General features: G+C 63.9%; 21 protein-coding genes. 7 read left to right on the forward strand and 14 right to left on the reverse strand.

Annotation, left to right across the window (positions count from 1 at the left end; genetic code table 11):
- Positions 1–137 precede the first annotated feature (137 nt).
- Entirely contained in the window at positions 138–1,643 is a 1,506-nt protein-coding gene (locus ACYG97_RS02785; RefSeq protein ID WP_023733852.1) for a S10 family peptidase, read from the reverse strand.
- A 289-nt stretch (positions 1,644–1,932) separates the two neighbouring features.
- On the opposite strand from ACYG97_RS02785, the gene ACYG97_RS02790 reads away from it, so the two are divergent.
- Entirely contained in the window at positions 1,933–2,439 is a 507-nt protein-coding gene (locus ACYG97_RS02790; RefSeq protein ID WP_023702954.1) for an OsmC family protein, read from the forward strand.
- 152 nt (positions 2,440–2,591) lie between these two features.
- Here ACYG97_RS02790 and ACYG97_RS02795 read toward each other — a convergent pair whose 3' ends face one another.
- The 13 genes from ACYG97_RS02795 to ACYG97_RS02855 form a co-directional block, all read right to left on the reverse strand.
- The gene (locus ACYG97_RS02795) at positions 2,592–2,813 is read right to left on the reverse strand and encodes a hypothetical protein (protein ID WP_023689120.1); all 222 of its coding nucleotides are present in this window, start codon (positions 2,811–2,813) and stop codon (positions 2,592–2,594) included.
- Between the two features lie 136 nt (positions 2,814–2,949).
- The gene (locus ACYG97_RS02800; protein ID WP_023733853.1) at positions 2,950–3,579 is read right to left on the reverse strand and encodes a hypothetical protein; all 630 of its coding nucleotides are present in this window, start codon (positions 3,577–3,579) and stop codon (positions 2,950–2,952) included.
- 77 nt (positions 3,580–3,656) lie between these two features.
- Positions 3,657–4,412, reverse strand: coding sequence for an SDR family NAD(P)-dependent oxidoreductase (locus ACYG97_RS02805; protein WP_023733854.1), 756 nt, complete (start codon positions 4,410–4,412; stop codon positions 3,657–3,659).
- A gap of 30 nt (positions 4,413–4,442) precedes the next feature.
- On the reverse strand, positions 4,443–5,924 hold the full coding sequence (gene purF / locus ACYG97_RS02810; RefSeq protein ID WP_023672714.1) for an amidophosphoribosyltransferase: 1,482 nt from the start codon (positions 5,922–5,924) through the stop codon (positions 4,443–4,445).
- A gap of 108 nt (positions 5,925–6,032) precedes the next feature.
- On the reverse strand, positions 6,033–6,698 hold the full coding sequence (locus tag ACYG97_RS02815) for a CvpA family protein (RefSeq protein WP_023672715.1): 666 nt from the start codon (positions 6,696–6,698) through the stop codon (positions 6,033–6,035).
- A gap of 48 nt (positions 6,699–6,746) precedes the next feature.
- Entirely contained in the window at positions 6,747–8,150 is a 1,404-nt protein-coding gene (gene radA / locus ACYG97_RS02820; RefSeq protein ID WP_023733855.1) for a DNA repair protein RadA, read from the reverse strand.
- A gap of 231 nt (positions 8,151–8,381) precedes the next feature.
- A complete protein-coding gene (locus ACYG97_RS02825) occupies positions 8,382–9,875 on the reverse strand; it encodes a replicative DNA helicase (RefSeq protein ID WP_023672717.1) in 1,494 nt (497 codons plus the stop codon).
- Between the two features lie 220 nt (positions 9,876–10,095).
- The gene (locus ACYG97_RS02830) at positions 10,096–11,073 is read right to left on the reverse strand and encodes a small ribosomal subunit Rsm22 family protein (RefSeq protein ID WP_023733856.1); all 978 of its coding nucleotides are present in this window, start codon (positions 11,071–11,073) and stop codon (positions 10,096–10,098) included.
- Positions 11,074–11,230: 157 nt separating this feature from the next.
- On the reverse strand, positions 11,231–12,580 hold the full coding sequence (locus tag ACYG97_RS02835) for an SAM-dependent methyltransferase (protein ID WP_023733857.1): 1,350 nt from the start codon (positions 12,578–12,580) through the stop codon (positions 11,231–11,233).
- 190 nt (positions 12,581–12,770) lie between these two features.
- The gene (rplI, locus tag ACYG97_RS02840; RefSeq protein WP_023672721.1) at positions 12,771–13,358 is read right to left on the reverse strand and encodes a 50S ribosomal protein L9; all 588 of its coding nucleotides are present in this window, start codon (positions 13,356–13,358) and stop codon (positions 12,771–12,773) included.
- 266 nt (positions 13,359–13,624) lie between these two features.
- Positions 13,625–13,873, reverse strand: a complete 249-nt coding sequence (gene rpsR, locus ACYG97_RS02845) for a 30S ribosomal protein S18 (RefSeq protein ID WP_006203718.1) — start codon at positions 13,871–13,873, stop codon at positions 13,625–13,627.
- Positions 13,873–14,373: a 30S ribosomal protein S6 gene (gene rpsF, locus ACYG97_RS02850; RefSeq protein WP_023672722.1), complete on the reverse strand. Its 501-nt coding sequence runs from the start codon at positions 14,371–14,373 to the stop codon at positions 13,873–13,875. Before rpsF ends, rpsR begins: the two co-directional genes overlap by 1 nt.
- Positions 14,374–14,684: 311 nt before the next feature.
- Entirely contained in the window at positions 14,685–16,613 is a 1,929-nt protein-coding gene (locus ACYG97_RS02855) for an LTA synthase family protein (protein WP_023733858.1), read from the reverse strand.
- A gap of 277 nt (positions 16,614–16,890) precedes the next feature.
- Between ACYG97_RS02855 and fabD the strand changes: the two genes are divergently transcribed.
- The 6 genes from fabD to ACYG97_RS02885 all read left to right on the forward strand — a co-directional run bounded on the left by fabD (position 16,891) and on the right by ACYG97_RS02885 (position 23,002).
- Positions 16,891–17,838 carry an ACP S-malonyltransferase gene (gene fabD / locus ACYG97_RS02860; RefSeq protein ID WP_023733859.1) on the forward strand — a complete coding sequence of 316 codons (948 nt, stop codon included), beginning with the start codon at positions 16,891–16,893 and terminating at the stop codon, positions 17,836–17,838.
- A 60-nt stretch (positions 17,839–17,898) separates the two neighbouring features.
- Entirely contained in the window at positions 17,899–18,636 is a 738-nt protein-coding gene (gene fabG, locus ACYG97_RS02865; protein WP_023685686.1) for a 3-oxoacyl-[acyl-carrier-protein] reductase, read from the forward strand.
- 221 nt (positions 18,637–18,857) lie between these two features.
- Positions 18,858–19,094 (forward strand): acyl carrier protein, encoded by a 237-nt coding sequence (locus ACYG97_RS02870; RefSeq protein ID WP_006203723.1) that lies wholly within the window; start codon positions 18,858–18,860, stop codon positions 19,092–19,094.
- A gap of 34 nt (positions 19,095–19,128) precedes the next feature.
- The gene (gene fabF / locus ACYG97_RS02875) at positions 19,129–20,391 is read left to right on the forward strand and encodes a beta-ketoacyl-ACP synthase II (protein WP_023685687.1); all 1,263 of its coding nucleotides are present in this window, start codon (positions 19,129–19,131) and stop codon (positions 20,389–20,391) included.
- A 201-nt stretch (positions 20,392–20,592) separates the two neighbouring features.
- Positions 20,593–21,849, forward strand: coding sequence for an endolytic transglycosylase MltG (gene mltG, locus ACYG97_RS02880; RefSeq protein WP_023715070.1), 1,257 nt, complete (start codon positions 20,593–20,595; stop codon positions 21,847–21,849).
- Between the two features lie 262 nt (positions 21,850–22,111).
- The gene (locus tag ACYG97_RS02885; RefSeq protein WP_023695597.1) at positions 22,112–23,002 is read left to right on the forward strand and encodes a YicC/YloC family endoribonuclease; all 891 of its coding nucleotides are present in this window, start codon (positions 22,112–22,114) and stop codon (positions 23,000–23,002) included.
- The last annotated feature ends 6 nt before the right edge of the window (positions 23,003–23,008 follow it).

A 23,008-nucleotide genomic window follows, 5' to 3' on the forward strand; every position in this document is an offset into this window, starting at 1 on the left:
GGCGCTGTCAAGAGGACGAAGAAGAAGCCTGCCCCAACAGGCTCCCATTGCAGGCTATACGGGCGAAAGCCTGCGGGGCGCTACGCCAGTGGCAAGCTTGCGTTGGCGCAGCCTGGCCGACAGCGTGGGCACGCCGTTCACTGTGTTGCCTGGTAGAGCTCCGAAGCGGCCTCCTTCAGGGCGCGCCGGCCGCCCGGCCTGAGATACATCATGTGGCCGCCCTCGATGACGTCGAGACGGATAGGTTTTGCCCCGCCGAGCGTCGGGATTTGGCTCACCAGATAGCGTGAGGCCAGATAGGGAGTGACCAGATCGGTGTCGCCGTTGACGATCACCACGCCGAGCCCCGGGTTGAGCGAGCGCGCCCGCTGCAGATCGTCCATCACCCCGGCATAGCCTTGCCGCGAGCCGCCATAGTCCCAGGCGTGGGTCACATCGCCATTGAGCAACCTGTAGCTGACATCGGTGCGAAAATTCAGCTCGTCGCGCGCATAACCGACAAAGGCCGAGGTCAGCGCCGGCACGCTGCGGTCGAGCACCGGATCTGGGCCGGCGCTGCGGGCGCTCTCCGGGGCGATGTCGCTGGTGGCGATGGTGCCGTCATACGGGCTGAGCACTTTTCCACTGGGGCGCTGGAATTCGCGCGCGAACAGGGCGGTCGGGATGCGGGCGAAATTGCGTTGCACGAGGTCGAGCGGCAGGCCGGTGATCTCGGCCACGCGCTGGCTGGCCAGCCGCCCACCCTGTTCCAGCCCGCCGGCCAGAGCGGTGAGGTAGTCACCCATAGCATAGTGTTCGACCTCGGCGAGCTTTTCGCGCAGCGCCTCGCCGCTGAGGCCTTCGCTGCGCAGGCGCACCGCCGCCAGCGAGGGCAGTTCCAGCGCCCAATGCAGTGGCTGGAATTCGTCGGGCAGCACCAGCGTGAACTCCAGTGCAGGCGAGATCAGCACGATGCCGTTGGGGCTCAGGCCGACATCTTCCTGCAGGGTCCTGGCGAGAAGTGCCGCGCGGAACCCACCATAGCTTTCGCCGGCAAGGAAGAGCGGCGATCCGGTGCGGCCGTTCTGGGCGAGATAGAGCCGGATGAAAGCGCCGATCGAACTGGCGTCCTGGCTGACGCCCCAAAAATCTTTTGTGTCCTGGCCGGGGGCCTCGCGGCTGTAGCCGGTGCCGACCGGATCGACGAAGACGAGGTCGGTCATGTCGAGCCAGCTGTCGGGATTGTCGATCAGCTTTTGCGGCGGCGGCAGGAATTGGCCATCGGCGCCGGTCGCGACGACACGCGGGCCGAGTGCGCCGAGATGCAGATAGGCGGATGCCGCGCCCGGGCCGCCATTGAAGACGAAGGTGATGGGGCGAGCCTTCTCCGCGCCCGCCAGTGGCGGCAGCGTATAGGCGACATAGAAGATTTCCGCGGTGACCTCGCCCTTGCCGGATAGCAGTGACAGCGTGCCGGCCTTAGCCTGATAGTCCAGCTTGCGCCCGGCAATGGTGATTGAATGGCTGGTCGTCTGCGGTGCCGGCAGCAGCGACAGCACGCCGCCTGCCGGTGCGGAGCGCTCGGGCGTTTCGGCGAGGACTGGCTGCGCGAAGGCTGCAAGCACCAACAGGGTAAGCGAGATCAGTTTCAGCTTGAACGGCATGATGCCTCCGCGGGAATGACTCTGCTTAGGTATGGCCGGGGCGGTCGAAGTCAAAGTAACTCTTCGTGAGGTAGCATTCCTTCAGCCCCCTCTGTCCTGCCGGACATCTCCCCCCACAGGGGTGGAGATTGGATGTCGCGACCGCCTTCGCTAATCGCCGGCGTAGAAAGCGCCATCGGCGAAGCTGCAGATCTCCCCCCTGTGGGGAGGTGGCCGGGCCAGAGGGGGGCGCTGTCTCGCTGGCATATCAGTGCTATCAAAGCGCGACGGACTCGAAAAGGAATGCAACATGGACGCCACCGCACTCAAGGCCATGCAGGCACCGATCAAGGAGGCTTATCGCGACGATTCCTCGCGAGCGCTGATCACGCTTCGCGCCAAAGGCTCCATCGACGACCAGTCGATTGCCTGCAAGGTCGAGACGGGCAGGGCGCTGGCGGTCGCCGGCCTGCATCCGGCGACCGGCGGTTCCGGGCTCGAATTGTGTTCGGGCGACATGCTGCTCGAGGCGCTGGTGGCGTGCGCCGGGGTGACGCTGAAGGCGGTGGCCACCGCACTAGAGTTCAAACTCGGCGCAGCCACCGTCGAGGCCGAAGGCGATCTCGACTTTCGCGGCACGCTGGGCGTGGCCAAGGACGCCCCCGTGGGCTTTCGCGCCATCCGGTTGAATTTCAACCTCGACACGGATGAGCCGCAGGATCGCATCGACGCGCTGATCAAGCTGACGGAACGCTATTGCGTGGTCTTCCAGACCATCAACAGCAAGCCGGAGCTGACGGTGAAGGCGCGCGCCTGATCTCCCCCCTTGAGGGGGAGATGTCGCCGAAGGCGACAGAGGGGGTCGGCCGACTGGACGCGACGCCCTTTGTGCGGAAGGAGGTTGGCACTCTACGCGAGGCGACCCCCTCTGGCCTGCCGGCCATCTCCCCCTCGAGGGGGGAGATGGCGCTACTGCGCCGCAGGCTCTTCCGCGTCGCCCTCATCGGTAAACGGGGAGGCGCTCGGCACGCAGTTGACCGCCCAGCCGGCCGGCGTCGGCTGCTTCTGATATTCGGTAATCGCGTTTGTGCACTGTTCGCGGGTGTCGAAGGTGCTGGGCAGCACCACCATGCCGCCTTGCGGGCCGGCGATCACCAGGTACCAGACCAATGCTACGCTGGGAGCAGCCATGGGAATTCCTCGCTTTGCTGGGTGTCGGAGTCGGGTCGACCCTAGCAACTCCCGGCTGATGGCGAAAGCAGGGCGAGGGGGGAGGGACCTGCCGGATCATCACAGACCCGTGAACGAACCGCTCCCCAGACGTCTCTCAGTTCGTCGCAAAGCAGTAGAACAGGCCGTCGCCGCCGGTGCCTTTCAGCGCCTCCTGGCTGCAGCCGCCGCGCGAGGCATGCGAGGAGTTCCAGGATTTCGCCGCCGCCGACTCGTCGAGGCCGGTGCGGTCGTGGTGGCCCATCATCGCCGCGCCCTTCGCCCCGCTCAAGGTCCAGTCGCCGCAGGTCTGGTCGGCGATCTTGGTGCCGTCAGGCTTCGAGCCGGTCAATATGTCGTGCCGGTTCGGCTTGTCGCCGCGGCCGTTGACCACCTCGCCCTTTTCGTTGAGCGCCGTCTGCTTGGTGATGGCGTTGGCGTCGCTGTGCAGCGAGGCGACATCGTCAGCTATCTTGTCACCCTTGGCGTTGACCCAGGGACCCTTGCCGATACGGTCGCGCGCATCGACATTGGCGCTCGAGAGATAGGCGTGCCATTCCTTGCCGGTAACCCCAGCCGCTTCCGCCAGCGAGGCGCAATGCGCGTCGGCACCCTTGAGACCGCCGAGATCGGCGCCCTTGCCGGAACCGACGCTGGTGACGAAGAAACTCATCTTTGCGTCTTGCGCCAGCGCCACGCCGGCTGTGGCGGCAATCGCGGCGGCGGCAACGAGAAGAAGTCTACGCATGTCGGTCCTCCGGTTTCGAATGTCCTACATTCGAAGAAACGTAACTGGAGGTCTGTTTAATCCCGCTACAACCCGGTTTATTCCGGCTGCCGGTAGGCGACGAAGCGGTTGTTCTTGACCTGGAAGATCAGCCCCGTCTCTTTCAGCTCGGGGCTCGCCAGCGGCACGATGCGTTTTGCCACCTCTGAGGGGTGCGGCAGCGTTTCCGGATCCTCGCCGGGCGCGGCCTGCGCACGCATGGCGGTGCGGGTGGCGCCGGGGTCGACGGCATTGACGCGGAGCGGCAGGCTCTGCGTCTCATGTGCCCAGGAACGCGTCATGGCTTCCACCGCCGCCTTCGACGCCGCATAGGGCGCCCAGAAGGCGCGCGCCGAATGCGCGGCCCCGGACGACATGAGAATGGCGCGGCCGGCGTCGGACAGCCTGAGCAGCGGGTCGACCGAGCGGATCAGCCGCCAGGTCGAGGTGACATTGATGGTCATTACCTTCTCGAAGGTTTTGGCCTCGACATGGCCGATCGGCGAGATGACGCCGAGCACGCCGGCATTGGCCACCAGAATGTCGAGCTTGCCCCAACGCTCGTGAATGGCCCCGCCCAGCCGGTCGATGCCGGCCATATCTGAGAGGTCGAGTGGCACCAGCGTCGCTTCGCCCTTGCCGGTTTTCGCGCGTTCGGCCTTGATCTGGTCATCGAGTTCTTCCAGCCCGCCGACGGTCCGGGCAACCGCAATGACATGCGCGCCGGCGGCGGCAAGTTCCTTGGCGATGAAGTAGCCGATGCCGCGCGAGGCGCCGGTAACGACCGCGACGCGGCCGGAGAGGTCGAGGGTCATGCGAGCGCTTTCAAGGATAGCAGTTGGGCTTTACGCCCCGTTGTTCGCCAGCAGCGACAGCGTGCGCACATTGTCGTGGCCTTCGAAGTCGAGCAGGCGGGTCGGGTACTGGCCGGTGAAACAGGCGTCGCAGAATTGCGGCTGCTCATTGTCGCGGCTGGCTTCGCCGACGGCGCGGTAGAGCCCGTCAATGGTGAGGAAGCCGAGCGAATCGACACGGATGAACTCGGCCATTTCCTCGATCGACATGCGCGATGCCAAAAGCTTCGACTTCTCCGGCGTGTCGACGCCGTAGAAGCACGACGCGCTGGTCGGCGGCGAGGCGATGCGCATATGCACTTCCTTGGCGCCGGCGTCGCGCACCATCTGCACGATTTTCTGGCTGGTGGTGCCGCGCACGATCGAATCGTCGACCAACACCACGCGCTTGCCCTCGATCATCCGGCGGTTGGCGTTGTGCTTGAGCTTGACGCCCATATGGCGGATCGAATCGCCGGGCTGGATGAAGGTTCGGCCAACATAGTGGTTGCGGATGATACCGAGTTCGAAGGGGATGCCTGCCGCCTGGGAGAAGCCGATTGCCGCCGGCGTGCCGGAATCCGGCACCGGCACGACGATATCGGCCTCGACCGGGCTTTCCTGCGCCAATTCGGCGCCGATACGCTTGCGCACTTCGTAGACATTGCGGCCTTCGACCGAGGAGTCCGGGCGGGCGAAATAGACATATTCGAAGATGCAGAAGCGGGTCTTCTGCGGCTCGAAGGGGAACAGGCTCTCGATGCCCTTCGAGGTCACCACGACCATTTCGCCGGGCTTCAGGTCGCGCACGAAGCGGGCGCCGATAATGTCGAGCGCGCAGGTTTCGGAGGCCAGGATCCAGGCGCCGTCGAGGTCGCCGAGCACCAGCGGGCGGATGCCGAGCGGATCGCGGCAGCCGATCATCTTCTTGGAGGTCATCGCGACCAGCGAGAAAGCGCCTTCGACCTGACGCACGGCGTCGATGAAGCGCGAATTCAAATCGCGTTCCTTGCTGGTGGCAACGAGATGCAGGAGCGTCTCGGTGTCCGAGGTCGACGAGAAGATCGCGCCCTGCTTCTGCAGCGCGCGCTGCACGGTCATGGCGTTGGTGAGATTGCCGTTATGGGCGACGGCAAAGCCGCCATCGGCGAGTTCGGCGAAGAAGGGCTGGATGTTGCGCATGCCGGCGCCGCCGGTCGTGGCATAGCGCGTGTGGCCGATGGCACGGTTGCCTTGCAGGCTGTCGATGACGTGCTGCTTGGTGAAGGTGTCGCCGATCAGGCCGACATGGCGTTCGACATGGAACTGCGTGCCGTCATAGGAGACGATGCCGGCCGCTTCCTGGCCGCGATGCTGCAGCGCATGCAGGCCTAGCGTTACGATGGCCGCAGCGTCCTGCCGGCCGAAAATGCCGAACACCCCGCATTCGTCGTGGAAATGATCGTCTGCTTCGGCGGAAAGCACGTCGTCCGCGTCTGCCTTCGAAACTGCCATGGGGCTCAAGCTCCGCTAAAATGGCCATATAGTGCGATAGCACCGCGAAAGCAACGTAGTCAGGCCGGAACTGCCGGGATGGCGCCTGTCCGGCACCATCCGTCCGTATCAGTTTGCCGGCGCGGCCGGAGCCGGAGCAGCGGGCGCGGGTGCGTTATCGGCCGGAGCGTCGGTCTCGTCGTCGGGCGCCGGCGTATCGTCACCGGTTGCCGGAGCATCCGCCGCCGGTGCATCGGCCGCCGGAGGCGTCTCGGCTGCCGGCTGATTCGGATTGAGCTTCTTCAGGATGGCGTTTTCCGGATCTTCGGGCAGCAGGCTTTCCAGCTTGGCGCCGATGGTCTCGAGCAGCGGCTTCGACTTGGCGTTGGCGATCCAGGCAGGGGCCTTGGCGCCGGCCAGCCAGTTGAAGAACAGCAGCGCCACGGCGACGACGAGGACGCCGCGCGCGGCGCCATAGAGGAAGCCCAGCGTACGGTCGAGCGCGCCGATCCTGGAATCGATGATCCAGTCGGCAAGCTTCATGGTGATGACGGAAACGACGATCAGCGCGATGAGGAAGACGATGCCGGCGGATGCCGCCATGGCGATCTTGTCGCTTTCGACATAGGGCTGAACGTAAGGCAGCACCGGCTTGTAGAAGAAGAATGCCGCCGCGGCGGCAGCCGCCCAGGACACGACGGACAGGATTTCGCGTGACAGGCCGCGAACCATGGCGAGCATCGCCGAGACCAGGGTGAAGCCGACGAGAATTCCGTCCAGCAGCGTAATCGGCATGTCATTCGCCCCACTCAGATTGTCTTTTCACGGCTCGGGCGAGCCGCGTCAATCTTCCACGTCGACACGGCTGCGCCGTGAGCCGGCTATGCGTGCGACGAGATCGGCAAGTTCGGTCGGCTGGAAAGCGCCGGCCCCGATCCCCCCGACAACCTCCTCGCTGCCCAAGGGCAGAACCGCACTTCCAAAACCCAGCTTTTCGGCCTCTTTAAGGCGCTGCTGCGCATGCGCAACCGGCCTCACTGCGCCCGACAGGCTGATTTCGCCGAAATAGACGCAATCGGCGGGAAGGGCAAGACCGGTGAGCGACGAAACCAGTGCAGCGGCAACCGCCAGATCGGCCGCCGGCTCGGAAATCCGGTATCCGCCGGCGACGTTGAGGTAGACATCGTGGGTGCCGAAGCGCACGCCGCAATGGGCTTCGAGCACGGCAAGGATCATCGACAGCCGTGCGCCGTCCCAGCCGACGACGGCACGGCGCGGCGTGCCCAATGTGGACGGCGCCACCAGCGCCTGGATCTCGACCAGCACCGGACGTGTGCCTTCCATGCCGGCAAATACCGCGGCACCCGGCGATTTTGCGTGGCGTTCGCCGAGGAACAGCTCCGACGGATTGGCGACCTCGCGCAAGCCCTTGTCCGACATCTCGAAGACGCCGATCTCGTCGGTCGGCCCAAAACGGTTCTTCACCGTGCGCAGGATGCGGTAGTGATGGCCGCCTTCGCCTTCGAAATAGAGAACGGCGTCGACCATGTGCTCGACGACGCGCGGACCGGCGATCTGGCCTTCCTTGGTGACATGGCCGACCAGCACGATGGCAGCACCGGTGGATTTGGCGTAGCGGATCATCGCTTGCGCCGAGGCGCGCACCTGGGTGACGGTGCCGGGCGCCGAGTCGGCCATGTCGGTCCACAGCGTCTGGATGGAATCGAGGATGACGAGGTCCGGCCTTCTGCCGTCGGCTATTGTTGCCAGGATATCCTCGACATTGGTCTCGGCGGCAAGTTCGACCGGCGTGTCGGCGACGCCAAGCCGCTGCGCCCGCAGCCGGATCTGCGCGACAGCCTCTTCGCCCGAGACATAGACGATGCGGTGGCCTTTTGACGCCAATGCTGCTGCGGCCTGGGTAAGCAGCGTCGACTTGCCGATGCCGGGATCGCCGCCGACCAGCAGCGCCGAGCCGCGCACGAAACCGCCGCCGGTGGCGCGGTCGAGTTCGCCAATGCCGGAGATGATCCGCGGCGCATCCTCGATGTCACCGGACAGGCTGGTCAGCACCACGGCGCGGCCCTTGCGCGCATTGCGCGTGTTGGCCGGTCCCGAGCCGATGCCGCCGGACGTGCCTTCCTCGACGAGTGTGTTCCACTCGCCGCAGGCATCGCATTTGCCGGCCCAGCGCTGATGCACCGACCCGCAATTCTGGCAGATGAACTGGACGCGCGATTTAGGCATCAGGCGCGGCCTGCTTCGAGCGTTGCTAGAAAGGCTGGTGGGGCACCACCCCCCTCTGGCCTGCCGGCCATCTCCCCCTCAAGGGGGGAGATCAGCAGCTTTGGTCTCGGCGCCCACCGTGCCACGTTGATAATTGGCGAAAGCCGACATGACATCCAATCTCCCCCCTTGAGGGGGAGATGTCCGGCAGGACAGAGGGGGGTGCGAAGGAATGAGGCCTTTCTCAACAGACTACTCGAACCTCTCCGCAATATGATGCTCTTCGGCGAGGTCGGAAAACCGTGTGAACTCGCCATGGAAGGCGAGGCTCACCGAACCTGTCGGGCCATGGCGCTGCTTGGCGACGATGACTTCGGCCTTGCCGCGCATCTCGTTCATCTCGTGTTCCCATTTGATGTATTCATCGGTCCCGGGCTTCGGCTCGCGGTTCTTCAGATAATATTCCTCGCGGTAGACGAACATCACCACGTCGGCGTCCTGCTCGATCGAACCGGATTCGCGAAGATCGGACAGCTGCGGGCGTTTGTCTTCGCGGCTTTCGACCTGACGCGACAGCTGCGACAGCGCGATGATCGGAACGGAGAGTTCCTTGGCCAGCGCCTTGAGGCCGGTGGTGATCTCGGTGATTTCCTGCACCCGGTTCTGCGACGATTTCGCGCTCGACCCCTGCATCAGCTGGATATAGTCGATGACGATGAGGTCGAGGCCGCGCTGACGCTTCAGCCGCCGCGCCCGCGCCGACAGCTGCGCGATCGAGATACCGCCGGTCTGGTCGATGAACAGCGGGATCTTCTGCATGGTCTGCGAGCAGGCGACCAGCTTTTCGAAATCCATCTCTGAAATCTCGCCGCGGCGGATTTTTGACGACGAAATTTCCGTCTGTTCGGAAATGATGCGGGTGGCGAGCTGCTCGGACGACATTTCCAGTGAGAAGAAGCCGACGACGCCGCCATTGGCTGCCTTGAACGAGCCGTCGGCCTGTTGCGCCGGCTCATACATCTCGGCGATGTTGAAGGCGATGTTGGTGGCTAGCGATGTCTTGCCCATGCCCGGACGGCCGGCAATGATGATCAGATCCGACGCCTGCAGGCCACCCATGCGGCGGTCGAGATCGCGCATGCCGGTGGCGAGGCCCGACAAATGGCCGTCGCGCATATAGGCGGCGTTGGCCATGTCGACGGCGGTCTTGACCGCGTCGGTGAAGCTCTCGAAGCCGCCATCGTAACGGCCGGTTTCGGCCAGTTCGAACAGCCGCCGCTCGGCATCCTCGATCTGTTCGGACGGCGCCATGTCGACCGGCGCGTCATAGGCGATGTTGACCATGTCCTCGCCGACGGTGATCAGCGCCCGGCGCGTGGCCAGATCGTAGATGGCGCGGCCATAATCGGTGGCATTGACGACGGTGACGGCTTCGACCGCCAGACGAACCACATATTGCGCCACCGTCATGTCGCCGACCTTCTCGTCGGCCGGCAGGAAGGTTTTCAGCGTGATCGGCGTCGCCACCTTGCCCATGCGGATGAGCTCGGCCGCGACCTCGAAGATTTTCCGGTGCAGCGGCTCGTAGAAATGGCCGGCCTTGAGGAAGTCGGAGACGCGGTAGAAGGCATCGTTGTTGACGAGGATGGCGCCGAGCAGCGCCTGCTCGGCCTCGATGTTGTTCGGCGCTTCACGATAAAGCGGTTGCTGCTCCGCCACGCCGAATTTTCGCGCTGCCTCTGCCATGATGTCCCCGATTTTGATCCCGGCTTCTCGATATCAGAACGAGATAAATCGGTGCTGACCTTTCTGCATCACCGCACGACCAATCAACCTCGATGCCCGTTGTTCACAGGGGCGGCAAACCGTCCACAGAAGAGTGTTTCCGCGCCCCGATTCCGGTTGACTCAGAAAGGCGCTGACTTTTATCCGAGTCGTTGGAACAGAGCAAGAACAATCTCGGTGATTATCCGCTTCTTCCGTCCAGTGTATCGCCCCAGTCCAGCCGCCGCGCTGCCTTGAACAGCTCGCCCTCGCGCTTGGTGAAAAGTGTCTCGCCGGCGCCGCCATCCGGCTGGCACAGTTTGAGCAGCACCTTGCCGGAGCCCGATTTCGGCGGCGCAATCACGCGGGGCGGATGTACAGGCGCGGGTTGCCGCGACGCCGCGACGTAGATGAATTTCTCGTCCTCCCACGGCACGTCCGCGTCTTTGGCCAGGCGATGAAGGCGCGAGCGGGCGACGCGGCGCGAAAAATGGCACCAGTCGGGCGGCTCAAGCGGGCAGGGCGCCTCATGCGGACAAGGCGCCAGCACATGCGCCCCGGCCTCCAGCAATTGCCTGCGCACTGCCAGGATGCGCTGCCAGCCTGCCGGTGTGCCGGGCTCGACGATCAGCAGTGTGTCGCCGGTCAAATGCCAGAGCCGGCCGACAAGCTTCGGCAGCGATGCTGGCGCGATCTCGTCCAGCACATAGGCGCAGGTGACGAGGTCGGCAGGCTTGAGATCGGCAAGGTCGATGGTCACGTCGCCAGCGCGCCAGTCCATCCTCGTGGCGATGGTATCAAGGGCGAGCGACTGGCCAACCTTGCGCACCGCGGCGCTTGCTTCAACCAGAACCGCCTCTTCGAGGTCGGGCCACAGGTCTGTAGTGGCCCAAAGCACCGTGCCAGGACCGGCGCCGACATCGAGCAAGCTCGTTGGCTGGAAATCGGGCCGCGCATAGGCGAGTTCGTCGAGACCGGCCCGTACCGCCGCGTAGGTCGCCGGCAGCCGCGTCGCCAGATAGGCTTTTACCGCCATCTCTTCGGCCATGTGCAGGCGGCCGTCGCGCAATTCGGCGCGGTAGCGGTCAGACAGCGTCTTCGCCGCCTGGCGCAGCACCGCCAGCGGTATCGTTTCGAGCAGGCGCTCGACGCCTTGTCGCAGCGAGGCGGGGAGTTCCACGCTCAGGCTCCGCGTGCCGCGAGCACCGAGGCGCCGGCGAACTCGACAAGGGTGGTGGCGATGGTGGGCAGGCAGGTCATTAAAAAAGGTCTCGCGAGAACGAGACCTTTTTCAGTGTCAGAGCCGTCAATGGCAAGCGGCAATCGCAATCGAGGCGTTATTCGCGATCCGCCACCTTGCGACGGCGCGCTGGCTTGGCCGCAACGGACCTGACAGCAACGGACCTGGCAGGCACAGACCTGGCGACAGCAGGCTCGGCGGCCGCCGCCTCCTGACGATGCCCCATTTCGCGCATTTCGAGCGCCTTTTCACATTTGGCCATGTAGTCGCGCGTCATCGGCAGCGTGTCGTTCTTCTTGGCGATCTGGATCTGGAAGATCACCAGATCCTGCCAGCGGAAGGCGGCTTCCGAAGCCGCCAGATAGAACTCCCACATCCTGCAGAAGCGCTCGTCATAGATGGCCTTGGCCTTGTCCCGGTTGGCGGCAAAGCGCTGGCCCCAATGCTTCAGCGTATCGGCATAGTGCAGCCGCAGAATCTCGATGTCGGTGACTACAAGGCCCGACTTCTCGATGGCCGGCATCACCTCCGACAGCGAGGGAATGTAGCCGCCCGGAAAAATGTACTTGCGGATAAAGGCGCTGGTCGCCCACGGCACGCCGGAGCGGCCGATCGTGTGCAAGAGCATGACGCCGTCGGGCTTCAACAGCGTCGCCGACTTGTCGAAGAAGGTGCGGAAGTGGTTGACGCCGACATGCTCGAACATGCCGACCGAAACGATGCGGTCGAAGCGTTCGTTGAGCTCGCGGTAGTCCTTGAGGTCGAAATGCACGCGGTCCTGCAAGCCTTGCGCATGCGCCCGGTCGGTGGCGACGCCGTGCTGCTCGGTCGACAGCGTCACGCCTTGCACGTCGACATCGAAAGCCTTGGCGAGATAGAGGCCGAGTCCACCCCAGCCGGAGCCGATATCGAGCACGGTCTGGCCGGCCTTCAGCCTGAGCTTGGCGGCGATATGGCGTTTCTTGGCCATCTGCGCCTCGTCGAGCGTCATGTCCGGCTGTTCGAAGTAGGCGCAGGAATACTGCATGTCGTCGTCGAGGAAGAGCCGGTAGAGGTCACCCGACAAATCATAGTGGCGCTGCACGTTGCGGCGCGCCCGTGATGCGGTGTTGATCTGCTGCAGGCGGCGAAAGGCGTGGCGCAGACCCTCGATGGCCTTCGACCAGGTGGCGTCGATACCGCCGCTGCCCATGTTCTGGAAGGCGATGCGCATCATACCCAGTACGCCGCCCTCGATGATGTCGAGTTCGCCGTCCATGTAGGCTTCCGGCACGGCCAGCATCGGATCGAAGGTAATGGCGCGCTCGGCATGCGCGGTCTTGATGTGCATATGCACCGGCTCGCCGCTGCCGTCGCCGAAAACCACTGTCGAGCCCTTCGGCCCGGTGACTTTCAGATTGCCCGTACGCACCAGGCGGTCGAGAACGCGCCTCAACAGAATATTCATTACCAAATGTCCCCTCACGGTCAGACTGGCGGACCAATTCTGCAACAATATATAGGCGTTCGGAAAGTTCCATTTGGCACAAAAATGCCCGGGCGAGAGGCCCGGGCATTGGTCCAGAAAGGCTGGATGACGACAAAGTGATTGGAGCGCTGCTCCGCTCGCTTCCTGTGCGATCAGGCCCCGTGCGAGATCAGGCGTTGTCTTCTTCGCCGCCTTCGAACTCGGTGTTCGGGTCGAAGAAGTTCTCCGGCCGTGCGTTGTCGTTGATGTCATCGCCATAGATGGCTTCGGCGGTGGTCAGCGTCTCGCCCTTGGCCTGGCGCTCGGCTTCGTCGGCCGTGCGGGCGATGTTGAGGCTGATGGTGACCTCGACTTCCGGATGCAGCGCAATCGCCACATTGGTGACGCCGATGGTCTTGATCGGCTGGTTGAGCTGGATCTGGTTGCGGTTGACCGAGAACCCTTCGGCGGTCAGCAGGTCGGCGATGTCGCGGGTCGACACCGAACCGTAGAGCTGGCCGGTCTCGCCTGCGGAACGCACGGCGATGAAGCTCTTGCCGTCGAGCTTTTCGGCAACCTGGCTAGCTTCCGACTTGCGCTCGAGGTTGCGGGCTTCGAGCTGCGCGCGCTGTCCTTCGAACTTCTTCTTATTGGCTTCGTTGGCGCGCAGCGCCTTGCCCTGCGGCAAGAGGAAGTTGCGGGCAAAGCCGTCCTTGACCTTGACGGTATCGCCCATCTGGCCGAGGCGGGAAACGCGTTCGAGAAGAATCACTTGCATGGTCTTGTTCCTTCGTCTGGGCACCGACCGCGGGATCGGCGCCGAATTGAATGGAACAGGTCAGGAAGCTCTGAGCGCCTTGGCGCCGGTGTCGCTGTCCTGCCTGTCGCGGCAGTTAGAGGCTTTTCACCTCAACTCGGGATTTCAATGCACGTCGCCAAGAGTGGTCCCGGTTTTGGGACAACGACATGCATCATCAAATTACCCCTGCGGCGCCCGTCGCCGTGGGAGAAGGAAGCGGGCGGCGAACCGCCCGCCCGAAAGTCTTAGCGAACCACGTAGGGCAGCAGGCCGAGGAAGCGGGCGCGCTTGATCGCCTTGGCGAGTTCGCGCTGCTTCTTCTGGCTGACGGCGGTGATGCGCGACGGCACGATCTTGCCGCGCTCGGAAATGTAGCGCTGCAGAAGACGCACGTCCTTGTAGTCGATCTTGGGCGCGTTGGCGCCGGAGAACGGGCAGGTCTTGCGGCGGCGATGGAACGGGCGCCGGGTCGGGATCTGATTGATGTCGACCATTATTCTGCACCTCCTTCAACGCCTTCGCGCGGACGGCGCGGACCACGATCACCACCGGCGTCGCCAAATGAGCGCGGCGGACGATCGCCACGGTCGCCGCGATCACGGTCGCCGAACGAGCGCGGACCACGATCACCACGGTCGCGGTCGCCGAAGCCGCCGCGTTCCGAGCGCTCTTCGCGCTTCTGCATCATGGCCGACGGGCCTTCCTCATGCGCCTCGACCTTGACGGTCAGGAAACGCAGCACGTCCTCGGACAGGCCCATCTGGCGCTCCATCTCGTTGAGCGCTGCCGGCGGGCAGTTGAGGTCCATAAGCGTGTAGTAAGCCTTCCGGTTCTTGTTGACCCGGTAGGTGAGGGACTTCAGTCCCCAGTTCTCGACCCGGCCGACGGACCCGCCATTTGCGGAGATGACGCCCTTGTACTGTTCGACAAGCGCATCGACCTGCTGCTGCGAGAGGTCCTGCCGGGCAAGGAACACATGTTCGTATAGAGCCATAGTGGTTCAGTGCCTTTCTTCGTTTCTCTCCCGGATCCTCGCGGCAAAAGCCTCTGCAACTTCTCTGACCCGCTGGTCCCGAGGGGGCGAGGAAGAAAGGAGCATTTCGAGACGGTCGAGAGCGGAGACACGGGAGGCGGAAGCGCTTCTGGCTTCACACGAAGGTTTTGGATAAAACCTCCGGCCCTCCGTTCAGCCCCCAGCAAGGACCGGCAGATTGCGGGCGTCTATATAGCAATTTGGCTGGAAGGCAAGGGTAACGCATGCTCCGGACAGCGTCCTGGCGTCGCAGGGTTGGAAAAGACCAGGCATCAACTCGTATGCGGGGTACGACCGTTGATCGTTTCGGGGAAGAAGTCCGGAGCCGCCTTACGCTTGCCGAACATCATATCGTATTGCAGCAGGCGGAAATCGTTGATCGCCGGATCGATGTCCTTCTGCCGCGCCCAGTCCGCCGTGGCCTCACCTGACGGTGTCAAAAGCAGATTGCGATCCACGACGCGATAGCGTTCGCGCAGCGCGCCTAAGAAGCCGGTATAGTAGGGGTGCGTGATCCCGGCCGTGGTAAGGATATGGTAGGGCAGGAAGGCCGGGCTCACGGCGCCCATATCCTGCGCCGGACCGGTGCGGTTAGACCAGATGACCAGCGGCGTCTGATGATGCTCCAGTGCCGCCTCGGGCGTCGGTTCCTTGCGCGGCGCGACATTGTCCTTCAGGTAACCGGTTTCGACATAGACGGGGCCGAGCGGCGGCAGATGGTCGCCGAAGAAGGCGATGACCGTCGGCCGCTCGCGCTTCTTCGCCCATTCGATCAATCGTTCGAGGCCACGGTCGGCATCGGCGGAGCCTTCGGCGTAGCTGAGCAGCGATTCCCGCGCCCATGTGCTGATCGGTGCCGCGACCTTGTGGGTCGGATTGTAATAGCGGTACGGCTCGTAGGGACCGTGGTTCTGCAGGCTGACGGCGAAGAAGAACACCGGCCGCTCGCTGGCGTCGGCCTCTGCGATGATCTCGTCGGTCATCGAGGCATCGGAAGCCAGCGGCCCGCGCTTTTCCAGTGGCGGCAGCGTCTCTTCCGAGCGGAAATCGTTGAAGCCGAAATCGGCATAGACGGCGCCCCTGTTCCAGAACCAGTTGGTGCCCGGATGGATGGCGCGCGCCCGGTATCCCTCGCTTTTCAGGAAGGTCGCCAGCGACGGCGTCGGCGTGCGCACATATTGCTGATAGGGGATCGAGCCCGCCGGCAGGAAGGCATTGGAAAAGCCGGTCAGCGCCTCGAATTCGATGTTGGCGGTCATGCCGCCGAATTCCGGCGAGAACATATAGCCGGAACGCAGCGCCCGCACATTGGGGATCGGGTCAGGCGTGATTGTGACGCCGGGCAGCTTGGTCGGATCCCAGAAAGATTCGCTCATCACCACGATGATGTCGGGTTTCTCATCCGGTACCGAGGCCGTCACATCAGGCCTGTCGATCGCGTCGATCGCCTTGTCGGAATAGCCCGCCGGCGCCGAGACATGCGCCATCGGCACGTTGAGCGCGAAGGCCAGCGCAAACCCGTTGGAGGCGTAGTTCTCCTTCTGGTCCCACATGATCGGGATGATCTGCAGCCGGTCGCGGGTCCACGAGAAGGTGGCGTAGTCCATGATCGAGACGAAGAAGGCGAGCAGCGGCACTGCCAGCGTCAGCCGCGCCAGCCGCCCTTTGCGGCTGAGGATCGGAACCTTGCGGCGCCACAACCGCCAGCCATAGATCAGCAGCGACAGGCCGGCGACGATGCCGACCGCCATGGCGAGCGCCGTCCAGGGCCGCTCGCGCACCAGGAGCGGCATCAGTGCCATGATCTGGCGCGAATAAAGAAAATCGGTTGGGTAGAGCGGATCGCCGAGATAATGCGACTTCTGATGCCCGACAAAGGCCAGCGCCAGCGTCAGCGGCGCCACGATCATCAGGCTCTGGTGACTGCGGCCAAGCACGGCGTCCAGTCCCATCAGCACCAATGCAAAGACAATGATGGTGGTCCAGCCCGGCTTGAATGGCTGCAGGAAGAAGTCGACTGTGCCGAAGAAGTCGCCGCGCACGATCCATTCGATGGCGAACACCAGGATGGCGGAGGCAAGCAGCGTGACCAGACCGTAGCGGATGACCGGCCATCTGCGCCCCGGCAGGTAGCCGGTGGACGGATCGTCTTCCAAGAACTGTGGCGCGGGTACGGCCGCGCCCTTCCTGATCCTAGCCACGTCTCTTCCCCCGGCCCAAGCAACGCGCATTTCCACTCGCGCCACCGTTCTGTCATAGAACTGTCATGCAAAAGCTAGCGCCTGTGGCGAAAATAAGAAGAGCCAGCAAACGATTCGTGAGCGGTTTTCATCAGGTGTGATCGGCAAAAAGCCTTTGGGAACAGGGACTCGAGGTCAGCTCCGGTTCAAGCGAGAGCGGAAATGCCGCCTCCGGGCTTGACTTGACGGTCCGCCTTGCGTCACAGGCAGGAAAAATCAGCCGCTGGAGAGCGCCCAAATGGCCGTCGCATTCACCTTTCCGGGACAGGGCAGTCAGGCTGTCGGCATGGGCAAGGACCTCGCCGACGCCTTCCCCGAGGCACGCAGGGTGTTCGAGGAAGTCGATGATGCGTTGGGCGAAAAGCTGTCGAAACTGATCTGGGAAGGCCCGGAAGAGGCGCTGACCCTGACTGCCAATGCCCAGCCGGCGCTGATGGCGGTCTCGCTGGCGGGAATCCGCTCGCTGGAAGCGCGCGGCTTTTCGCTGAAGGACAAGGTTGCCTACGTTTCCGGTCATTCGCTCGGCGAATATTCCGCCCTTGCCGCGGCCGGTTTCGTTTCGGTCGCCGATGCCGCCCGGCTGCTGCGCATCCGCGGCAACGCCATGCAGGCGGCGGTGCCGGCCGGCGAGGGCGCCATGGCGGCGATCATCGGACTGGAACAGCCCGACGTCGAAGCCGCTTGCACCGAGGCCGCAACGGGATCCGGCAAAGTCTGCCAGATCGCCAACGACAATGGCGGCGGCCAGCTGGTGATCTCCGGCGCCAGGGCGGCGGTGGAACTCGCCGCGAAACTGTGCACCGAAAAGGGCGCGAAGCGGGCGCTGATGCTGCAGGTCTCGGCCCCCTTCCATTCGGCGCTGATGGCGCCGGCGGCCGATGTCATGCGCGAGGCGCTGGCCGGGGTGACCAAGAATGCACCGGTGGTGCCCGTCGTCTCCAACGTCACTGTAGTCCCGACCAGCGACCCCGACGAGATCGCGCGCCGCCTGGTCGAGCAGATCACCGGCCGCGTGCGCTGGCGCGAAACGGTGGAGTGGTTCGGCGCCAATGGCGTCGCCACGCTGTTTGAGATCGGCGCCGGCAAGGTGCTTTCCGGCCTGGCGCGGCGGATCAGCCGCGACATCGCCACATCGGCCGTCGGCACGCCGGCCGATGTCGAGGCGGCGCTGGCCGCGCTTGCATAATCCACTGGCGATTCAACCCCTCCCGTGGGAAGGGTGTTCTCTTAAGATCAGGAGACGAAAATGTTCGAACTGACCGGCCGCAAGGCGCTCGTCACCGGCGCATCGGGCGGCATTGGCGAGGCGATTGCCCGGGTGCTGCATGCGCAAGGCGCCATTGTCGGCTTGCACGGCACCCGCATCGAGAAACTGGAGACCCTGGCCGGCGAACTCGGCGACCGGGTAAAGCTGTTCCCGGCCAATCTTGCCGACCGTGACGAGGTCAAGGCGCTTGGCCAGAAGGCCGAAGCCGAACTCGAAGGCGTCGACATACTGGTCAACAATGCCGGCATCACCAAGGACGGCCTGTTCGTGCGCATGGCGGACGCGGATTGGGACAGCGTGCTGGAGGTGAACCTCACCGCCGTGTTCCGGCTGACCCGCGAGCTGACCCATCCGATGATGCGCCGCCGCCATGGCCGCATCATCAACATCACCTCGGTGGTCGGCGTCACCGGCAATCCTGGTCAGACCAATTATTGCGCCTCCAAGGCCGGCATGATCGGCTTTTCCAAGTCGCTGGCGCAGGAGATCGCCACCCGCAACATCACCGTCAACTGCGTCGCCCCGGGCTTTATCGAATCGGCCATGACCGACAAGCTCAACGACAAGCAGAAAGACGCGATAATGGCCGCGATCCCGACGCGCCGCATGGGCACGAGTGTTGAAGTGGCGTCGGCCGTCGCCTATCTCGCCTCCAACGAGGCAGCCTACGTCACCGGCCAGACCATCCATGTCAACGGTGGCATGGCCATGATCTGACAGGATATTGCCGGGTGATAAGAAGACATGGCCGGCTTGTGAAAAGAGACCATTTCGCCTTGGACCTCAGCCATTTTTCGTGTAATGCGGCCCGCAACCCGGCGGTTCGGGCAAAAACCGGTCCGGCATCGTTGCGTTTCCGGCAGGACCATCTTTCAGCTTGATTAGCGGCATTCTGCCCGCTAACGAAGACAGACAAACAAAAGACGAGGATGCCCCAAATGAGTGACACCGCAGAGCGCGTCAAGAAGATCGTCATCGAACATCTTGGCGTCGATGCCGACAAGGTGACGGAGCAGGCGAGCTTCATCGATGATCTGGGCGCGGACAGCCTCGACACGGTCGAACTCGTCATGGCCTTCGAAGAAGAGTTCGGCGTCGAGATTCCGGACGATGCGGCCGAGACCATCCTGACCGTCGGCGATGCCGTGAAGTACATCGACAAGGCTTCGGCCTGACACTATCCGCAGTCATCACCGGGGAGGACCTGCGATGAGGCGTGTCGTCGTCACGGGCCTTGGCCTGGTTTCGCCGTTCGGCATGGGCTTCGAGCACAGCTGGAAGGAACTTCTGACCGGCCGCAGCGCCGCCAAGCGCGTCACCGAGTTCGAAGTGGAAGATCTTGCCTGCAAGATCGCCCACGTCATTCCGCGCGGTGACGGCACCAACGGCACGCTCAATCCCGAAGCCGTGCTCGAGCCCAAGGAACTGCGCAAGATCGGCGACTTCATCCTTTACGGGATTGCGGCCGCCGACGAAGCGCTGAAGGATTCCGGCTGGGAGCCCAGCACCGAAGCCGAGCGCTGCGCCACCGGCGTCATGATCGGCTCCGGCATTGGCGGCCTCGAGGGCATCGCCGAGAACGCTATCATCCTGAAAGAGCGCGGACCGCGCCGTATCAGTCCATTCTTCATTCCCGGCAACATTATCAACCTGGTATCTGGCCAGGTATCGATCCGGCATGGGCTGAAAGGCCCCAACCACGCCGTCGTCACCGCCTGCTCGACCGGCGCGCACGCCATTGGCGATGCCGCCCGGCTGATCATCTTCGGCGATGCCGACGTGATGCTGGCCGGCGGCGCGGAATCGCCGGTGACCAGACTATCGCTTGCCGGCTTCGCTGCTTGCCGGGCACTGTCCACCGACCGCAACGACACGCCTGAGAAGGCCTCGCGTCCCTATGACCGCGACCGTGACGGCTTCGTGATGGGCGAGGGCGCCGGGGTCGTCGTGCTGGAAGAACTCGAACACGCCAAGGCGCGCGGCGCCAAGATCTATGCCGAGGTCACCGGCTACGGCCTGACCGGCGATGCCTATCACATCACTGCACCGGCCGAAGACGGCGACGGCGCCTTCCGCTGCATGACGGCGGCGCTGAACCGGGCCAAGCTGACGCCCGCCGACGTCGACTACATCAACGCGCACGGCACCTCGACCATGGCCGACACGATCGAACTCGGCGCCGTCGAGCGGCTGGTCGGCAACGCCGCCTCGAAAATCTCGATGTCGTCGACCAAGTCGTCGATCGGCCATCTCCTGGGTGCCGCGGGTGCCGCCGAGGCGATCTTTTCGATCCTCGCTATCAGAGACAACATCGCGCCAGCCACCATCAATCTTGACAACCCGGAACGCGAAACCGCGATCGACCTTGTTCCGAACACGCCACGGCATCGCCAGGTCGACGTGGCGCTGTCCAACTCCTTCGGCTTCGGCGGCACCAACGCTTCGCTGGTATTCCAGCGTTATACAGGCTGATTGCGGTATCGACCGGCGCGCCAGCGGTCTGTCGTCAATTTTGCCATATTCAAGCCTACTCTGCCGCTGGGGATTCGTCGCATCGGCCTGAAACCGAAGGCGCTTTTTTAAAAGCACGATGCGTAGGCTTGAAATGTTAGGGCACGCTGTGCGTCCAATCGGGCGCATGGTCGCTCTAAGAGATCAGATGGTAGGGCGCTAATGAACACCAATCCGGGCGGCAGCGGACAATTCGGACAAAACCAGCAGACCGGCCCGATCGTGCCGAAGACCGCGGCCGAAGCTTTGCGCCCGGAAGCCGGCACACCACCACCAAAGCGCTCGCGCGCCTCGCGCAGCCAAGTCGTCGTGTTCATGAACTTCGTCATCTCCGCGGTGATGTTGATGATCCTCGCCGCCGGCGTTTCGCTCTATTTCGGCAAGCAGGCATTCAACGAACCGGGCCCGTCGGTGGCCGGCGACACCTTCCTGGTCAAGCCGAGCACCGGCGTCCAGGATATTGCCGACCAGCTCGAACGGCGTGGGCTGATCAGCGATGCCCGCATCTTCCGCATCGCCGTGCGGGTCTATGGCAATGATTCAGCGCTGAAGGCAGGCGAATACGAGATAAAGCCGCGCGCCTCCATGCGCGACATCATGGAGCTTCTGAAGAGCGGCAAGTCGGTGATGTATTCGCTGACCATTCCCGAGGGCCTGACGGTCGAGCAGGCGCTGCAGCGCATCGCCGAGCAGGATGCGCTGACCGGCGACATGCCGGCCGCCAAGCCGGCTGAGGGCAGCCTCGCCACCGACACGCTGCGCTTTACCCGCGGCGCCACGCGCCAACAGATGGTCGACAAGCTGCTCGCCGACCAGAAGAAGCTGGTCGACGAGGTCTGGCAGCGGCGCGCGCCCGACCTGCCTCTGGCCAATGTCGACGACTTCGTCACCTTGGCCTCGATCGTCGAAAAGGAAACCGGCCGGGGCGACGAGCGCTCGCGCGTTGCCGCCGTCTTCCTCAACCGTCTGGCCAAGGGCATGCGGCTGCAATCCGATCCGACCATCATTTACGGCCTGTTCGGCGGCAAGGGCAAACCCGCCGACCGGCCGATTTATCAATCTGACATCCAGAAACAGACGCCTTACAACACCTATCTGATCAACGGCCTGCCGCCGACGCCGATCGCCAATCCCGGCCGCGCCGCGCTCGAAGCCGTCGCCAACCCGTCGAAGACCGATGATCTCTATTTCGTCGCCGACGGCACCGGCGGCCACGTCTTTGCCACCACGCTTGCCGAGCACAATGAGAACGTTGCCCGCTACCGGGCACTGCAGAAGAAGCAGGCTGAAGACGCCGCCAAGGGCGCCAAGACTCCGGGCCAGACCGATGCGCCGGCGGATGGCGACGACAACGGTGACGCAAGTGGCGATGCCGCCGGTGACAGCGGTGATGCCGGCGATACGGGTGCCGCCCAGTAGCAGGCCGGCGCTTTCAGACGGATCGACCTTAAGCGATGCGGACAGAGGCGGACGCGCTGCTGCTTTGAACGAGTAGCGGGGTTCGAAGCGTTTTCGGTCTTGCTCGGGTGCCTCTGCTTCTCGATTTCAGCCCAGCGAGATCGAAACGACAGCGGAAATCAAGATCTTGCCGGTATTGCGATTCTGACATTCGCGCTGCCCGTGATATCGAACGCATGCGCAATTGTTAGAATCGGACCATCAGGGAGACACGAGCCGCATCATGAATTTGCAGAGCATGACCGGATTTGCACGCACTGTTGCCGAACATGACGGCGCCTCGATCGCCTGGGAGGTCAAGTCGGTCAACGGCAAGAGCGTCGAGGTCAGGTTGCGGCTGCCGCAAGGTTTCGAGCGGCTCGAACCGACTGTGCGGCAGACGCTGCAGAAGCGCTTTTCGCGTGGCAATTTCCAGGCGACGCTGACCGTCGGCCGCGCCGCCGGCCAGCAGGCGCAGCCGGTGGTCAACGAAGCCTTCCTCAGGGATCTGGCGGGCTTGGCCAAGCGGCTGCAGGACCAGTTCGGTGTTGGTCCGGCAACTGCCGACGGTCTGCTTTCCCTGCGCGGCGTGCTCGATATCCCTGAAACCAGCGAAACCGAGGAGGTGCGGGCAGCACTCGACGCGTCAATCCTGTCCGCACTGGAAACGGCGCTTACAGGCCTCGAGCAGGCACGCCAGAGCGAGGGCGAAGCGCTGCGTTCGCTGCTTTCCGGCCATATCGACGCCATCGAGGCGTTGACGCTTCAAGCCGAGGCCGACCCGTCGCGCGAACCGGCGGCGATCCGCGAGCGGATCGCCGAACAGGTGCGGCTGCTGATGGATGCGTCGGCCAATCTCGATGCCGGCCGGCTGCACATGGAAGCGGCGTTCCTGGCCACCAAGGCCGATATCCGTGAAGAGATCGATCGGCTGAAGACGCATGTGGCGTCGGGCAGAGCGCTGCTGGCAAATGGCGGCGCCATCGGCCGCAAGCTCGATTTTCTGGCGCAGGAATTCAACCGCGAATCGAATACGCTGTGTTCCAAGTCGAACGCCGCCACTGTCACCGCCATCGGGCTGGAACTGAAGGCGGTGGTCGACCAGTTTCGCGAACAGGTCCAGAATCTGGAGTAAACCCGA

The sequence above is a fragment of the Mesorhizobium sp. W067 genome (genome assembly GCF_054719525.1).